Source organism: Rickettsia endosymbiont of Proechinophthirus fluctus, assembly GCF_001602635.1.
In the GTDB taxonomy this organism is placed as follows: domain Bacteria; phylum Pseudomonadota; class Alphaproteobacteria; order Rickettsiales; family Rickettsiaceae; genus Rickettsia; species Rickettsia rickettsii.
On sequence record NZ_LECS01000004.1, the window covers coordinates 96,834 to 111,388 of the forward strand.

Below are 14,555 nucleotides of genomic sequence, written 5' to 3' on the forward strand. Positions count from 1 at the left end.
TTTAAAAATTCTCACAAGTTTACAATAGTTTTTCGTATTATACACTAAAATACCAAAAATTGGAATATAAGTTCTTGAAAAAGAAATTGATTTAACTGTAGAATAAAAATTACTAAGAATTTTTAAACTTTAAAATAAGTGAAATTAATGAACGATAATACAGTTTTATTTATATTTGATTGTGACAATACTTTAAGTTGGACATTCGCATAATTATATCGGAGAGAGGTTAGGAGGTTTAATAGCACGTAATATACAACATCGCTTTTTTAGCTCCTATGAAGAACGAGAGCAAGAAAAAGTGAGGCTTGAGCAAAAATTTTCTATAGAGCTGATGGAGAAATTCCTAGATAATGAAAATTTAGGTTGGAAAATGAAGAGCAAATAGCACGCCTTTTTAAGAATATTATATTATCCGGTCATAAAATCTGTAAAATATGCATTAGCAAGGTTACTAGGAAAGGAAGATGCAGCAAAATTTATATAAAATCAGCTTTACCTTCTAATAATTTTGAAGAAATACAAAATTGTACTAAAAAGAATATATAAGAGAAATAATTAATAACACCGAAATAACTGTCAATGCTGCAAAAGACTATGGTATTACAGTAGTTTTGGTTAAGAACAAAGGAACAGAGCATATTCATGAAGCTTTTTTTTATATGAATTTAATGAAATGAACAGCATGAAATTTATATTGAGCTAGAAGAACCGGCTACTGAACCTTTGTTTAGTGATGGAGAGAGTACCTATTTAAGTCCTGAAGCAATAAAAGCTATTTCGTTTGAACCTATTTCTAGTGATTATTATTCGGATGGCGAATATATACCATGGGGAGGCAGGAATGTGCCAATGTGTTAGGTAAAGGTTAAGTTTTTATTATAGACAAATTGCTTGATGTTATTTATTCTTAGATTAATAAGGGTGTTGCTCCAGTGTCATTCCCACGTAGGCGGGAATCCAGTCATCTTGAATGTCATCCCGCGACTTGATTGCGGAATCTCAGGGTACTGCCTGTGACACAAGATTCCGTGGTCAAGCCATGGGATGACAATTCTAGCCGATACCGTTTAACCTAAAAGGATCAAGGATGATATACCGAATATTATGTTTATGCATATTCATAATAAATTTCTCAATGATTACGGATGCACAGAATGTGCCAATTAAAGAAGATAATTTTAAAGTTAGAGTAGCTGTTGCTGATGTACAATCTATATTGGAAGGTTCGATCGCTATAAAAGATTTGCGTAATAAAATCGAAAAGCTTAATCATAAAATTCAAGAGAATATTGCTGCAAAAGAAGCAGAATTTAAACCGCTGGAAGAGAAGCTGCTAAATGAGCGTTCTCATTTAAGTGAAACTGAATTTGAGCATAAAGTAAACGAATTTAATGCAAAAGTTAGCCACGTTAGAAAAGAAATTCAGATTAAGAAAACAAAGCTTGAACAAGCCCACGCTGAGGCTATGAGTAGAGTCCATGAAACAACTATTACAATAATTAGTGAACTTGCTGAGAAATATAACCTTAATTTGGTAATTCCAAGTGCTCAAGTCTTATATGCCAAAAATAATTTGAATATAACTTCTGAAGTGACTTTTATGTTGAATGAGAGATTAAAAGAAGTAACAATAAACTATTGATAGTGTTATATGGATTTTTGTGTGTCATTCCCTCGTAGGTGGTAATCCAGAAAATAACTTCAATATTGATACAGAAGTTACATATTTGATAAAATAAATCTATAAAAACTAGTTTTTATAGATTTTACTGGATTCCCGTCTGCGCGGGAATGATATAAACAAGAGAGTATTTAATATGGCAGAATTTACACCGATTACAATTGCATACGGGGACGGTATAGGTCCTGAAATAATGGAGGCAGTGCTTTATATATTACGTAAAGCCGAGGCTCGTATTCGTTTAGAAACCATTGAAGTAGGTGAAAAGCTTTACAAGAAGCATTATACTTCAGGCATAAGCGAGGAAAGCTGGGAATCAATACAACGCACCGGTATTATACTTAAAGCCCCGATTACTACTCCGCAAGGTGGAGGATATAAAAGTTTAAATGTCACGATTCGTAAAACATTACAGCTTTTTGCTAATATTCGTCCTGCCGTTTCGTTGCATCCTTTTACTAGAACATTACATCCAAATTTGAACCTAACTATTATACGTGAGAATGAGGAAGATTTATACACAGGTATAGAATACCGTCAAACGCATAATATGTATGAATCAATGAAGTTGATAAGTCATACAGGATGTGAGAAGATTATTAGATATGCTTTTGAATATGCAGTAAAAAATAACCGTAAAAAAGTCATGTGTTTAAGCAAAGATAATATTATGAAATTTTCCGATGGGGTTTTGCATAAAGTATTTAATGAGATTGCAAAAGAATACCCGCAAATTAATAACGCGCATTATATTATCGATATCGGGACGGCAAGGCTTGCTACCAAACCGGAAATATTTGACGTTATCGTAACTTCTAATTTATACGGTGATATCATATCTGACGTAGCTGCTGAAATTTCAGGTTCAGTAGGTCTTGCAGGTTCTGCAAATATTGGGCAGCATTATGCGATGTTTGAAGCGGTACATGGAAGTGCTCCCGATATTGCCGGTAAAGATATCGCAAATCCGTCAGGGCTTTTAAATGCTGCAATAATGATGCTAGTACATATAGGGCAGGGTGATATCGCTACATTAATCGAAAATGCTTGGAAAAAAACTATAGAGGATGGTGTTCATACAGCCGATATATATAACGAGCAGAGTTCTAGTAAAAAAGTCGGTACAAAAGAATTTGCCGAAGAAGTAACAAAAAGATTAGGACAGTTACCGACAAAGCTACCTAAAGCAGATTATCCCTTAATTGCTGAGAAGCAAGAAAGCAATATAGATTATAAAGTTGATACTAAAGAAGTTAAGAAATTGGTTGGTACAGATATATTTGTGAATATGAATGTATCTTCTGCTCATGATATAGCAGATAAAATTAATAAACTTGATCTTGGTAATTTTGAGTTAAAAACAATCTCGTCAAAAGGATTAAAGCTGTGGCCTCGTGATACAAGGTTTGAAACTGTTTCCGATCATTGGTGTTGTCGTTTTATGAATAAAGACGGCACAGAAACAAAGCATTTAGATATAACAAGATTGCTTGAAGCTTTAAGCACAGCAAATATCGATTTTATCAAAGTAGAGAATCTGTTTGAATTTGACGGGGTTGCAGGTTATAGCTTGGCTCAAGGTGAGTAAAAACGTCATTGCGAGTGAACTTTAGTTCGTGAGGCAATCTCAGGACTTGTGCATGAGATTGCTTCGTCAATTATTTCATCATTTCCTCGCAATGATGAAAAAAGGATAAACACAATGACACTATACTATATAGGAATTTTATTAGTAATTATTGGATTATTTGCTATATTTTCAGGAATAATCGGTTTTTTTAGATTTCCTGATTTTTATACTAAATTACATGCAGCAAGTGTTATTGAGAGTTGCGGCGTGCCTATTTGCTTAATAGGTTTTGCGTGCATTGAAGCAGATGTTGTGAACTCTGTTAAATTAATTTTAGCGGCTTTATTGATTTTTATACTAAATCCGGTAGCAACTCATGCACTTGGTAAAGCATCTTTATTTATGAAAATTAGAGCTGATAGTACCGTCATTGCAAGGAAAATTACGAAGTAATTGACGAAGCAATCTCAGGATGCTTGATAAAATTGCCACGTCGAAATTACGTTTCTCCTCGCAATGACATTAAATTTTAATAACCATATGACAGTAAAGACAGCTTTAAATTTTGATCTCGGCAATTACCTACTTAACTTAATTGCTTTTTTATTGATCTTAATCTCGATAAAAATAATTTTTGCTAAAGATTTACTAAATGCAGTGATTGCTGCTTCTGTATTTAGCTTATTAATTGGTGTATCCTATCTTATTATGGATGCTCCTGATGTCGCAATGACCGAGGCAGCACTTGGAGCTTGCTTATCAACATGCGTATATTTGAATTTGTTGCGTAAATTACCTTCGGATTTAAAGAATATTGAGAGAACTAATATTATTCCAGCAAGTTTAATATGTTTATTGTTTGTAGTAACTCTTGCTTATATGGGGCTAGAATTACCGAATTACGGTGATGATAGTGCTCCTATTCATATGCATTCAAGTAAATATTATATCGAAAATACCTCTAGAGATATAGGTATACCTTCTTTTGTTGCGGCTATTCTTGCAAGTTATCGTGGATATGATACTTTAGGTGAAACTAGCGTAATTTTAGTTGCAGGAATTGCCGTGCTGTTGATATTTTCAAGAAAGTCTGATGATGCCATACCGCGACTTGATCTCGGTATCTCAGGACACAGGCGATACAAGATCCCGTGGTCAAGCCACGGGATGACAAATCCAATAATAAAATATATTACTAGTTTTATAATACCTTATATAATTTTATATAGTATATATATTCAGCTTAACGGTGAGTCTTCGCCGGGTGGTGGGTTTCAAGCAGGTGTTATATTTGCATCTAGCCTTATTGCTTATGATTTAGTTTACGGTAATCGAAAATTAAGCCGATATTTTCCTCCTAACGTGCTAGTTTGTATTGCGGTTTTAGGTGTAGCAATATATGCAATTGTAGGAACAATATCACTCTTTTTTAACGATAATTATTTAAATTATTATTCACTAATAAATTTTATCAATGATAAGCTACTTGCTCAGCATATTGCGATAGTTATTGTTGAAATTGGTATAGGTTTAACTGTTGCAGCTATTATGTACTTAATTTACAACGTATTTAATAATTATGAATAGTCTATTTGTACTAATTAAGCGTGAATTGATAGTGCAGAATCGCATTAATAATATAATAAAATATCTAGTTATATTTTTTTTATTTTGCATAATTAGTACTGTTTTAATTAACAGTGAAAGGGATATTAACAAATTCGGTTTAATTTTTTCGGTCATTTGTTTATTAATTTCATTAATCGGTTTTTCTTCGGTTATATTTAAATCTGATTTGGAAGACGGAAGTTTAGAGTTATTATTATCAATTGTTAGTCATGAAAAAATTATATTGGCTAAATTTTTTGCTATATTTATCAGTAGTACGATAGGGCTGGTTTTTGTTTTACCCATTATTTATGTCTTGTTTGATAAAACTTTGCTTGAGATAATATTTTTCTTTATTAGTGTATGGATGATATTAGTGTTATCAAGTAGTTTAGTAGTGTTATCCGGTAGCGTGCAATGTTATTTTAAGAAGAATGCTAACTTTGTCGGTACGTTTATCATGCCGTTATTAATTCCGAATATTATAATGACAGGTTTAATATTACAGGATAATAACTTACAATTAATTTTTATTATGATAGGAATTAATTTAGTATTTTTACCGATTTCATTCTTCTTGGGTTCCTGTTTAATTAAAAATATTTATAATATTACGTGATTTTGCTTTATTTTTACTAATGTAGTGATATAAAATAAGATGAATATTATTAATAAATTTTTTGAGCAAAATATATGTGGCAGGCTTTACGAAGGTTAATGGCAGCAAATCCTATGGGATTTTTTCTGTGGTCTATTATCACTAAATGGTATTTAATTATAGCGGTTGCTTCCTTAATTACTTTATATTATACAGTATTGGGCTTAAAAAAAATTGGGTTTATAGATTATTTTACTGAAACTACAGTCGAGATATTAGATACAACTAAAGCAGTTGCTCAAAATTGTACTACAAAACTCGGTCCTAATTGGAATCGTTTAGTTAGTTTTTGGAATTGCTTAAGTGATCCTGGCGAATATAAGCATGAAGAAGGGACAGGAGCACAAGTGTTAGAAGATGAAATAAATAAACTTACGCCAAAACAAGCAGATAGTGTTACAGACGCTGAACATCCTATAATAAATCCTTATGAAGCACGAGAAAATCCAAATAATCTTAATAATACCCCAAGCGGTAGTAATAATAATCATTAATTTATGTCACTTTAATATTATATGTCAGATACTGAAGATAATAAAAACAAACAAACAACACGTCGTGATTTTATGGTTCTAACGGCTAGTAGTGTTGCAGCAATTGGGGCAGCATGTACTCTTTGGCCTCTCGTTGATTCTTTGAACCCTTCTGCGGACGTGCTAGCTGTATCATCAATTGAGGTTGATTTATCAAATATTGCGGTAGGTCAAACAGTTACGGTTAAATGGCAAGGTAAACCAGTTTTTATCACTAACCGTACGCCTGACAAAATAGCTGAAGCAAGAGTCGTTAAAATGTCAGAGCTGATTGATCCTGAAGCAGATGAAGCACGTGTGAAAGCAGGGTATGATAATTGGCTGGTGACGATCGGGATCTGCACACATTTAGGTTGTGTACCGCTTGCTAATCAAGGTGAATATGATGGATGGTTCTGTCCGTGCCATGGTTCACAATATGATTCTTCAGGTAGAGTTAGAAGAGGTCCTGCTCCTTTAAATTTAGCTGTGCCGCCTTACACTTTTATTAGCGACAAAAAAATTAGAATCGGGTAAAATTATTTATGAATGAAGATATTACCCCTAAAAAGTCTAATGTTATTATAGAATGGATAGATTATCGTCTTCCTATTTTTGCGTTCCTAAAGCATTTTAGTCGTTATCAAACTCCAAAAAATCTTAGCTATTTGTGGAATTTAGGCTCTATTGCCGGTATTGCGTTAGTGATTCAGATAATCACCGGCGTCATACTTGCTATGCACTATACTCCGCATGTTGATCATGCTTTCGATAGTGTTGAGCGAATCATGCGTAACGTGAATTACGGTTGGTTACTGCGTTATACTCATGCGGTAGGTGCATCGATGTTTTTTGCCGCCGTATACTTACACATAGCAAGAGGTTTGTATTACGGCTCTTATAAAGCACCTAGAGAACTGCTTTGGCATATCGGTATCATCATTTTTCTAACCATGATGGCTACTGCTTTCATGGGTTACGTGCTTCCTTGGGGGCAGATGAGCTACTGGGGAGCAACGGTTATTACTAATTTATTTTCCGCTATTCCGTTAATAGGGGAATTCATAGTTACGTGGTTATGGGGTGGTTTTTCTGTTGATAACCCGACATTAAATAGGTTCTTCTCACTGCATTATTTATTGCCGTTTATTATTGTTGCTTTAGTGATGCTGCATTTAGTGGCCTTGCATCAGCATGGTTCAAATAACCCAAAAGGTATAGATATTAAAAGCCCTAAAGATACTATTCCGTTCCACCCTTATTATACCGTAAAGGATTTTGTCGGTTTCGGAGTTTATTTCATAATATTTGCCTATTTTATTTTTTACAAACCTAATTATTTAGGACATCCCGATAATTACATTCCAGCAAATCCGTTAGTTACGCCTGCCCACATTGTCCCTGAATGGTATTTTCTGCCGTTTTATGCAATACTTAGAGCCGTACCGTCTAAGCTCGGTGGGGTGCTATTAATGTTTGGAAGTATATTTGTGTTATTGTTACTACCTTGGCTTGATACTTCAAAAGTTAGAAGTAGCAATTATAGACCGATATACCGAATGGCTTTTTGGATATTTATGGCAGATTGTTTATTGCTTGGTTATTTAGGTGGGCAGCCGGCAGAAGAGCCGTATATTACCATTAGCCGTTTTGCTGCTTGTTATTATTTTTTTCATGTCTTAGTAGCTCTGCCGCTGATAGGTAAATATGAAAAACCGCTGCCATTGCCGGAGGAGTTGTAAGAGTTAAGTCATTCCGGTTTAAGAAACAAAAAAATTAAATTAATAGATAAATTGCAAGGAAAGACAAAATCTCAACACAACAATCTTATAAAATAATATATAAACTCCTGAGATTGCTTCGTCAACATTATCAATTTTTCCTTGCAATGATGACTCAAAAAAAATTTATGAAAACTAAACTACTTATCTCTATCATCATACTACTAACTTCATGCTTAAGTTTAGCCAACGAAGAAGTATTACATCCAAAAAAGATGAAATGGTCGTTTGACGGCATATTTGGTACAGTTAATCGTGAAGCAGCACAAAGAGGTTTTCAGGTCTATAAAGAAGTTTGTAGTGTCTGCCACGGTTTAAACAATTTATATTACCGTAATCTTAAAGATATCGGCTTTTCGGATGATGAGATAAAAGAGATTGCCAAAGGCTATATGATACAAGACGGACCTAATGATAATGGTGAAATGTTTGACCGCCCCGCTCTTCCCTCTGATCGTTTTGTATCTCCTTACCCTAATGAGCAAGCAGCAAGAGCAGCTAATAACGGTGCCCATCCTCCTGATTTATCGTTGATAATAAAAGCACGTCATGACGGAGCTAATTATATATATTCGCTACTTACCGGCTATACCGAACTGCCGGCAGATTTTAAGCTGATGCAGGGAACTCATTATAATCCCTATTTCCCTGGCGAGCAAATAGCAATGCCGCCGCCGCTTACAGATGGGCAGTTAACCTATATGGACGGTACTAACGCAAGTGTAGAGCAGATGTCGCAAGATATTGTGGTATTTCTACAATGGGCAGCTGAGCCGGAAATGGAACATCGTAAATCTATGGGTCTTAAAGTTATGATGTTTTTAGCGGTATTTACTATCTTTTTCTATATTGCAAAAAACCGTATTTGGTCTAAAATTTAAAGTAATTGTTGAGTGGATCAGTTTTCCTATTATTGGTGTGGTTGCATGGATCATTAAACATGTTCAATGTCATTTCTGTGAAAGCAGGAATCTAGTTTTTTAATCTGATTATATACTAAATTTTTATATAGTTTGCTGTGTTTTTATCATTTTTTACTGGATTCCTGCTTTCGCAGAAATGACATAAATAATCAGTCCATGCTGCCCCTTTTTGCCTCTTTCTTAGTATAATGACTTATCTTTGCTATACTTATCCTAAAATTTATATAGATAGGTATTTATGATTACTTTACTTGTAGCGATAACAGGATTTATGAGTTCAATAATGCCTGAAATTTTGAAAATATATAAAGATATTAACGACAAAAAACATGAGATAAATATTTTAGACCGTCAAATTGCTAATAACAAAAACTTAATCAGTCTAAAACTTTTACAGAGCTGACCATATCACAAGAAATGGCAGAGTAATATTCTCTTTACTCCACTTATAAATCAGGTGTTAGTTGGGTTGATGCTTTAAATGGCTCGGTAAGACCCGTGCTTGCCTATAGCTTTTTTGCAATGTATGGAGGAGTTAAATATGTTCAATATAAATCGTTAAAAAGTTCTGCTCTGCTAGTTGAATATCTAGATATATTATGGGGCATAGAAGATCAAACTATTTTTGCGGAGATTATTAGTTTTTATTTTGGGCAGAGTATTTCCAGCAAATTATGGAAATATAAGACTTGAATTTTAAATAGATAATTTTATATATTTAAATATATAACTAACAAAATTAATGGTGGTTTTATGTTAAAGAACGTAAGATTATATATTCCGTCTATAGCAGCTATGATTTTATCTAGTAATATTGCAATAGCTAATAAGAATTATGATTCCGGTAATGCAACGCCACTGCGTCAGGTAGCAGATTTAATAGATAATCAAATTACAAATATTGATAATTTATTTAAAAATAGATTGCTGCTTTATGAATCTAATAGCATAAAAAGCAATTTTATTACTAAAGATAAGCAGTATATTATTGTTATGGAAGTACCTGGCTTTGATAAAAGTCAAATTAAGGTTAAAGTAAACGGTAATAAATTATTTATTACAGGGAATATAGAAGAAAAAAATAAAGCTGATGATTCAGATAATTATATGAATAAAAATTTTAATTATGTAATATCATTATATGAAGATGTAGATCAGGCAAATATCTCTTCAAGCCTTAAGAATGGAATACTTACTATTATTCTACCTCGTATTGAGATTAAAGAACAAGAAGCAAGAGAGATAGTCATTGATTAATCAAACATTGTTAAATATTAGCATTTAATTTTTCTGAAACAAAACCTTTCTCTATGTAGTTAGGTAATTTTATTAGTTCATGCTTTAGTTCATTATCTACTCCTATGGTTTCAAATTTTCGATCGACTAAGAAAATTATAGGTTTAGTGTTATGAATAAAGAAGAAGTCAAAATTCGGTTTGTTATCAAAATATCGATTAACACGAGGAAAATGATAAGCATGAGTAACAATAGCAATTTCGGCATTACTTAAGTCAATATTACCGTTTTCATGCTCTTTATATAGAGTGTTAAATTGTCCGCGCCGGTATTGGTTTTGTATTCCGGCAGCGTAAAAATATAAAAATTTTCTTTTGGATAATCGGTAATAATATTTTTATCAAGTGCTTCTTGTAGTAATTTATTATCATACGCTCTGCCGTTAAACAAAATCATCGGTCCGTATTTTTTCAATTCTTCATATGTTAGGCTAGGTATTTGCTTATCAAGTTTTTTATTTGCTACTTCTCTTGCAATCTCTATCTATGCCAAGCCTCATCCTATTATATCCGTCCTCTTTATCTGCAGCCTCTATATTTTGAGTATCGGAATTGATAGGTATTTTGATATAAGAATGTCTTGCGGATTTTTTCATTAGCAGGATCAAACTCTAGATTCTTTACGGTTATTACCTGCTCAAAATGTTTATCTTGAGTAAATTTTTGATAACTCTGAAATCTTAGAATCGAGGTTATAGCTATAATAAATATAGAAATAGCAGTAGTAAAGTTTTTCTAGTTTTTCATGTTGCGATAAAAATAATAAGGTTGAAATATGAAAAGGTCATACCAAAGCTTGACCATGGTATCAAGAAAAATAACTTTTAGTAATTTATTCGCTTTTTAGCTTTGCTAGATCTTGAGGGGTAGGCAGGAATTTTTTAAGCTTTTTAGGTAATGTTGCTGTAAGCTTAAATTGTGATACTCCTATTGGTTTTTGGATGCCTTCTATAGCGTATTCTACAGTCATACCTTGTTTTTCTTCGCACAAAATTAATCCAATTGTAGGATTGTCCGCATTATCTTTAATTGTGCGCTCCATTAAATTAAGATAAAAATTTAGTGTACCGGCATATTCCGGCTTAAACTTGCCGGTTTTTAATTCAATAACAACATACATAGCATTTGAGTTTTATGTGATAAAAAACTAAATCCAAATAATAATCTTCTCCCTCAAGTTCTATATGATACTGATTGCCAACAAATGCAAAACCTTGTCCTAACTCTAATAAAAAGTTTTTAATATTATCTATCAATTTATTTTCTCAATCTCGTTCTATTATTTTACCTTGAATATCTAAAAATTCTAAGTTATACGGTTCTTTTATAATCGACCTGGCTAAATCGGACTGTAAAAAAGTATTGGAAAAGTTATTTATACCTTTCGCTGACCTTTCATGTAAGTTACTTTTAATTTGCAAAGATAATACATTTCTTGACCAAGCATTTTCGATGGTTTGTTGTGCATACCAAATTCTTTGATTTATATTTTTTAGTTTTGAAAAAATAATAATATTATGACTCCATGCGATTTCTCCAACCACCTGTTGGAGAATTTGGTCATCATTATATTCTGCAAAAAACTGACGCATATAAGAAAGGTTTTGATATGATAATCCTTGCATTTTAGGAAATTCTTTACGCAAATCATCAGAAATATTTTGAATCACTTTTGATCCCCATTTTTCTTTATTCTGATGTTCTAAAATTAATTTTCCTATATGCCAATAAAGAACTATCAATTCTTTATTTGCTGCTAAATGGGCTCTAATACGAGCTTTGCTAATTTCTTGTTTTAAATTTTTGATTAAATTAGTATATGATTCATTACTTAAAGTATTGCTCATTGATTTTCACTACTTCTGACCACCTGCATTCATAGCAAGGTTTGCGGAAACAAATTCTTCAAGGTCACCGTCAAGCACTCCTTTAGTATCAGAAGTTTCATAATCAGTACGTAAATCTTTTACCATTTGATAAGGTTGCAAAACATATGATCTAATTTGATGTCCCCAGCTATTATCGGTTTTAGCGGCATTCTGCTCGTTAACGCTATCAGTACGTTTTTGCATTTCAAGCTCATAGAGTTTGGCTTGAAGCATTTTCATAGCTTGAGCTTTATTTTTATGCTGCGATCTATCGCTTTGGCATTGTGTTACTGTACCGGTTGGTATATGAGTGATACGTACAGCTGAATCGGTAGTATTAACGTGCTGCCCGCCGGCTCCTGATGCTCTAAAAGTATCGATTCTTAAATCTTTATCCTCAATAGTAATTGCTATATTATCATCAATTTCGGGATATATCCAGCTACTTGCAAAGCTAGTCATTCTTTTACCGGCTGCATTAAACGGAGAAATACGCACTAATCTGTGAACGCCAGCTTCGGTCTTAAACCAGCCGTAAGCACGCTTTCCTATTATCCTAATCGTGCATGATTTAATGCCTGCCTCTTCGCCGTTAATCATATTGATTATTTCGGTTTTAAAGCCGAGTCTTTCGGCAAAACGCAAATACATACGCATCATAATAGACGCCCAGTCATGGCTTTCAGTTCCCCCGGCTCCAGCATTAATCTCTAAAAAGCAATTATTACCGTCTGCTTCACCTAAAAACAAACATTCCGTTTCAAATTTGGCAGCAATGATGCTTAAATTTTTTAAGTCCTGTTCAATTTGTGAAAGTGTTTCTAAATCGTTTTCGGCTTCAGCCATTTCTTCAAGTTCTAAAGCATCTTTTAAATTGGATTTGAGTTTATTAAAAGCGTTTAGTTTTCCTTCTAGATTACTTTTTTCTCGCAGTAATTTTTGAGCATTAGTCTGATCATTCCATAAACTAGGATCAGCTGTTAACTCTTCTAACGCGTTCAGTCTTTCAGTTGATGCTTCAACGTCAAAGTGACCTCCAAAGTAGTTCTAAAGACTGCTCAATTTTTTTTACATAATTTTCTATTTCAGCTCGCATTATTTTTTCCTGTTATAAATTTCGATTTTGTTATATATTATCGTGGTTTAGTGTCATTCTGCGACTTGATCGCGGGATAACAGACAATAAACAAATGCAAATTATATCACAATAATTATGAATCATCAAAAATATATAAGGAACTTCTCAATAATTGCCCATATTGATCACGGTAAATCTACGTTAGCCGATAGGTTAATTGAACATTGCGGCGGCTTGCAGGCTAGGGAAATGAGCCAGCAAGTGCTAGATTCGATGGATATTGAAAAAGAGAGAGGTATAACTATTAAGGCACAAACCGTGCGGCTTGTATATAAAGCTAAAGACGGTAACACCTACTATTTGAATCTCATGGACACTCCCGGGCATGTCGATTTTGCTTATGAAGTTAGTAGGTCACTTGCTGCTTGTGAAGGCTCGTTATTGGTAGTTGATAGTACGCAAGGAGTAGAAGCACAAACGCTTGCCAATGTTTACCAAGCAATCGAGAATGATCATGAGATTGTACTGGTGCTTAACAAGCTTGACCTACCGGCGTCAGAACCTGAACAGGTTAAGCAGCAAATAGAGGATATAATCGGAATCGATACAAGTGAGGCTGTGCTAATCTCTGCTAAAAGTGGTATAGGGATTGATTTAGTTTTAGAGGCTATAGTAAATAAATTACCTCCGCCAAAAGAAAGTAGTGCTGATATTTTGAAAGCTTTGCTTGTTGATAGTTGGTATGACCCATATCTTGGCGTGGTTATTTTAGTACGTGTTATTGATGGTTACTTACGTAAGAATATGCGTATTAAAATGATGGCTACTAACTCAGTTTATACCGTTGAGAATGTTGGCTATTTTACTCCGAAAAAACATATTTCGGATGTTCTGCATGCAGGCGAAATCGGTTTCTTTACTGCGGCTATAAAGCAAGTAGCAGATTGTAAAGTTGGGGATACTATCACTGATGAAAAAAAGCCTTGTGAGCAAGCTCTACCGGGTTTTAAACCAAACTTACCTGTAGTGTTTTGTGGTCTTTATCCAACGGATAGCTCGGAATTTGAGCATCTAAAGGATTCACTGGCTAAATTACGCCTTAATGATGCTAGTTTTGAGTATGAAATGGAAAGTTCTTCGGCACTCGGAGTAGGTTTTAGATGCGGCTTTTTAGGGCTGTTACATTTAGAGATAATCCAAGAACGTTTAAGTAGGGAATTCGATTTAGATTTAATCACTACCGCTCCAAGTGTGGTGTATAAAATTCATATGCGGGACGGTGAGAACTTAGAGATACATAACCCAGCAGATTTGCCTGATTTACAAAAAATCGAATCAATGGAAGAGCCTTGGATTAAGGCAACTATAATGGTACCTGATGAGTTTTTAGGTGCGGTGCTATCGCTTTGTACGGAAAAGAGAGGGATGCAGCTTGATCATAGCTATATAGCAAATAGGGCTAAAATAATTTATAAATTACCGCTAAATGAGATAGTTTACGATTTCTACGATCGTTTAAAAAGCTGTTCTAAAGGTTATGCAAGTTTTGAATGGCAAATGGATGTTTATGAACCTTCC

General features: G+C 33.7%; 18 protein-coding genes and 3 pseudogenes. 15 read left to right on the plus strand and 6 right to left on the minus strand.

Annotation, left to right across the window (positions count from 1 at the left end; genetic code table 11):
• The first annotated feature begins 147 nt into the window (after window positions 1–147).
• The 14 genes and pseudogenes from BG75_RS07070 to BG75_RS02380 all read left to right on the plus strand — a co-directional run bounded on the left by BG75_RS07070 (window position 148) and on the right by BG75_RS02380 (window position 9,993).
• Window positions 148–388 (plus strand): annotated as a pseudogene (locus BG75_RS07070) (hypothetical protein).
• Window positions 367–549: a hypothetical protein gene (locus tag BG75_RS09520; RefSeq protein ID WP_252903755.1), complete on the plus strand. Its 183-nt coding sequence runs from the start codon at window positions 367–369 to the stop codon at window positions 547–549. The pseudogene BG75_RS07070 and the gene BG75_RS09520 overlap by 22 nt, the downstream one beginning before the upstream one ends.
• A 541-nt stretch (window positions 550–1,090) precedes the next feature.
• Window positions 1,091–1,645: an OmpH family outer membrane protein gene (locus BG75_RS02330; protein WP_062811306.1), complete on the plus strand. Its 555-nt coding sequence runs from the start codon at window positions 1,091–1,093 to the stop codon at window positions 1,643–1,645.
• Between the two features lie 175 nt (window positions 1,646–1,820).
• Window positions 1,821–3,272, plus strand: coding sequence for an NADP-dependent isocitrate dehydrogenase (locus BG75_RS02335; RefSeq protein WP_062811307.1), 1,452 nt, complete (start codon window positions 1,821–1,823; stop codon window positions 3,270–3,272).
• A 114-nt stretch (window positions 3,273–3,386) separates the two neighbouring features.
• Window positions 3,387–3,707, plus strand: a complete 321-nt coding sequence (locus BG75_RS02340) for a Na+/H+ antiporter subunit G (protein WP_062811308.1) — start codon at window positions 3,387–3,389, stop codon at window positions 3,705–3,707.
• A gap of 63 nt (window positions 3,708–3,770) precedes the next feature.
• Window positions 3,771–4,841: a DUF4040 domain-containing protein gene (locus BG75_RS02345; RefSeq protein ID WP_062811309.1), complete on the plus strand. Its 1,071-nt coding sequence runs from the start codon at window positions 3,771–3,773 to the stop codon at window positions 4,839–4,841.
• A complete protein-coding gene (locus tag BG75_RS02350; protein ID WP_062811310.1) occupies window positions 4,834–5,481 on the plus strand; it encodes a heme exporter protein CcmB in 648 nt (215 codons plus the stop codon). The genes BG75_RS02345 and BG75_RS02350 overlap by 8 nt, the downstream gene beginning before the upstream one ends.
• A 74-nt stretch (window positions 5,482–5,555) precedes the next feature.
• Window positions 5,556–6,014: a DUF2670 domain-containing protein gene (locus BG75_RS02355; RefSeq protein ID WP_062811311.1), complete on the plus strand. Its 459-nt coding sequence runs from the start codon at window positions 5,556–5,558 to the stop codon at window positions 6,012–6,014.
• Between the two features lie 21 nt (window positions 6,015–6,035).
• Window positions 6,036–6,569: a ubiquinol-cytochrome c reductase iron-sulfur subunit gene (gene petA / locus BG75_RS02360; protein WP_062811312.1), complete on the plus strand. Its 534-nt coding sequence runs from the start codon at window positions 6,036–6,038 to the stop codon at window positions 6,567–6,569.
• An 8-nt stretch (window positions 6,570–6,577) separates the two neighbouring features.
• On the plus strand, window positions 6,578–7,774 hold the full coding sequence (locus BG75_RS02365) for a cytochrome b (protein WP_062811313.1): 1,197 nt from the start codon (window positions 6,578–6,580) through the stop codon (window positions 7,772–7,774).
• 167 nt (window positions 7,775–7,941) lie between these two features.
• Window positions 7,942–8,694 (plus strand): cytochrome c1, encoded by a 753-nt coding sequence (locus BG75_RS02370; RefSeq protein ID WP_062811861.1) that lies wholly within the window; start codon window positions 7,942–7,944, stop codon window positions 8,692–8,694.
• Between the two features lie 280 nt (window positions 8,695–8,974).
• Window positions 8,975–9,139: a hypothetical protein gene (locus BG75_RS02375; protein ID WP_252903586.1), complete on the plus strand. Its 165-nt coding sequence runs from the start codon at window positions 8,975–8,977 to the stop codon at window positions 9,137–9,139.
• Window positions 9,140–9,258: 119 nt separating this feature from the next.
• Entirely contained in the window at window positions 9,259–9,429 is a 171-nt protein-coding gene (locus BG75_RS08645) for a hypothetical protein (protein ID WP_252903587.1), read from the plus strand.
• A gap of 60 nt (window positions 9,430–9,489) precedes the next feature.
• Window positions 9,490–9,993: an Hsp20/alpha crystallin family protein gene (locus tag BG75_RS02380; RefSeq protein ID WP_062811314.1), complete on the plus strand. Its 504-nt coding sequence runs from the start codon at window positions 9,490–9,492 to the stop codon at window positions 9,991–9,993.
• A gap of 249 nt (window positions 9,994–10,242) precedes the next feature.
• Here BG75_RS02380 and BG75_RS02385 read toward each other — a convergent pair whose 3' ends face one another.
• The 6 genes and pseudogenes from BG75_RS02385 to prfB all read right to left on the minus strand — a co-directional run bounded on the left by BG75_RS02385 (window position 10,243) and on the right by prfB (window position 12,995).
• Window positions 10,243–10,428 (minus strand): hypothetical protein, encoded by a 186-nt coding sequence (locus tag BG75_RS02385; RefSeq protein WP_062811862.1) that lies wholly within the window; start codon window positions 10,426–10,428, stop codon window positions 10,243–10,245.
• A gap of 58 nt (window positions 10,429–10,486) precedes the next feature.
• Entirely contained in the window at window positions 10,487–10,627 is a 141-nt protein-coding gene (locus tag BG75_RS08650) for a hypothetical protein (RefSeq protein WP_014410506.1), read from the minus strand.
• 236 nt (window positions 10,628–10,863) lie between these two features.
• Window positions 10,864–11,188 (minus strand): annotated as a pseudogene (locus BG75_RS02390) (PDDEXK nuclease domain-containing protein).
• Between the two features lie 15 nt (window positions 11,189–11,203).
• Window positions 11,204–11,287, minus strand: a pseudogene (locus BG75_RS10520) (PDDEXK nuclease domain-containing protein); the annotation flags it as partial.
• A gap of 9 nt (window positions 11,288–11,296) precedes the next feature.
• Entirely contained in the window at window positions 11,297–11,878 is a 582-nt protein-coding gene (locus BG75_RS02395; RefSeq protein WP_062811316.1) for a DUF1016 N-terminal domain-containing protein, read from the minus strand.
• A 9-nt stretch (window positions 11,879–11,887) separates the two neighbouring features.
• Window positions 11,888–12,995, minus strand: a protein-coding gene (prfB, locus tag BG75_RS02400; protein ID WP_156468962.1) for a peptide chain release factor 2 whose coding sequence is annotated in 2 segments (ribosomal slippage) — window positions 11,888–12,925 and window positions 12,927–12,995 — 1,107 coding nt in all. Because the reading frame shifts where the segments join, the coding sequence is not laid out codon by codon here.
• A gap of 117 nt (window positions 12,996–13,112) precedes the next feature.
• On the opposite strand from prfB, the gene lepA reads away from it, so the two are divergent.
• On the plus strand, window positions 13,113–14,555 hold a 1,443-nt coding region (gene lepA, locus BG75_RS02405; RefSeq protein ID WP_252903588.1), incomplete at its 3' end, for a translation elongation factor 4.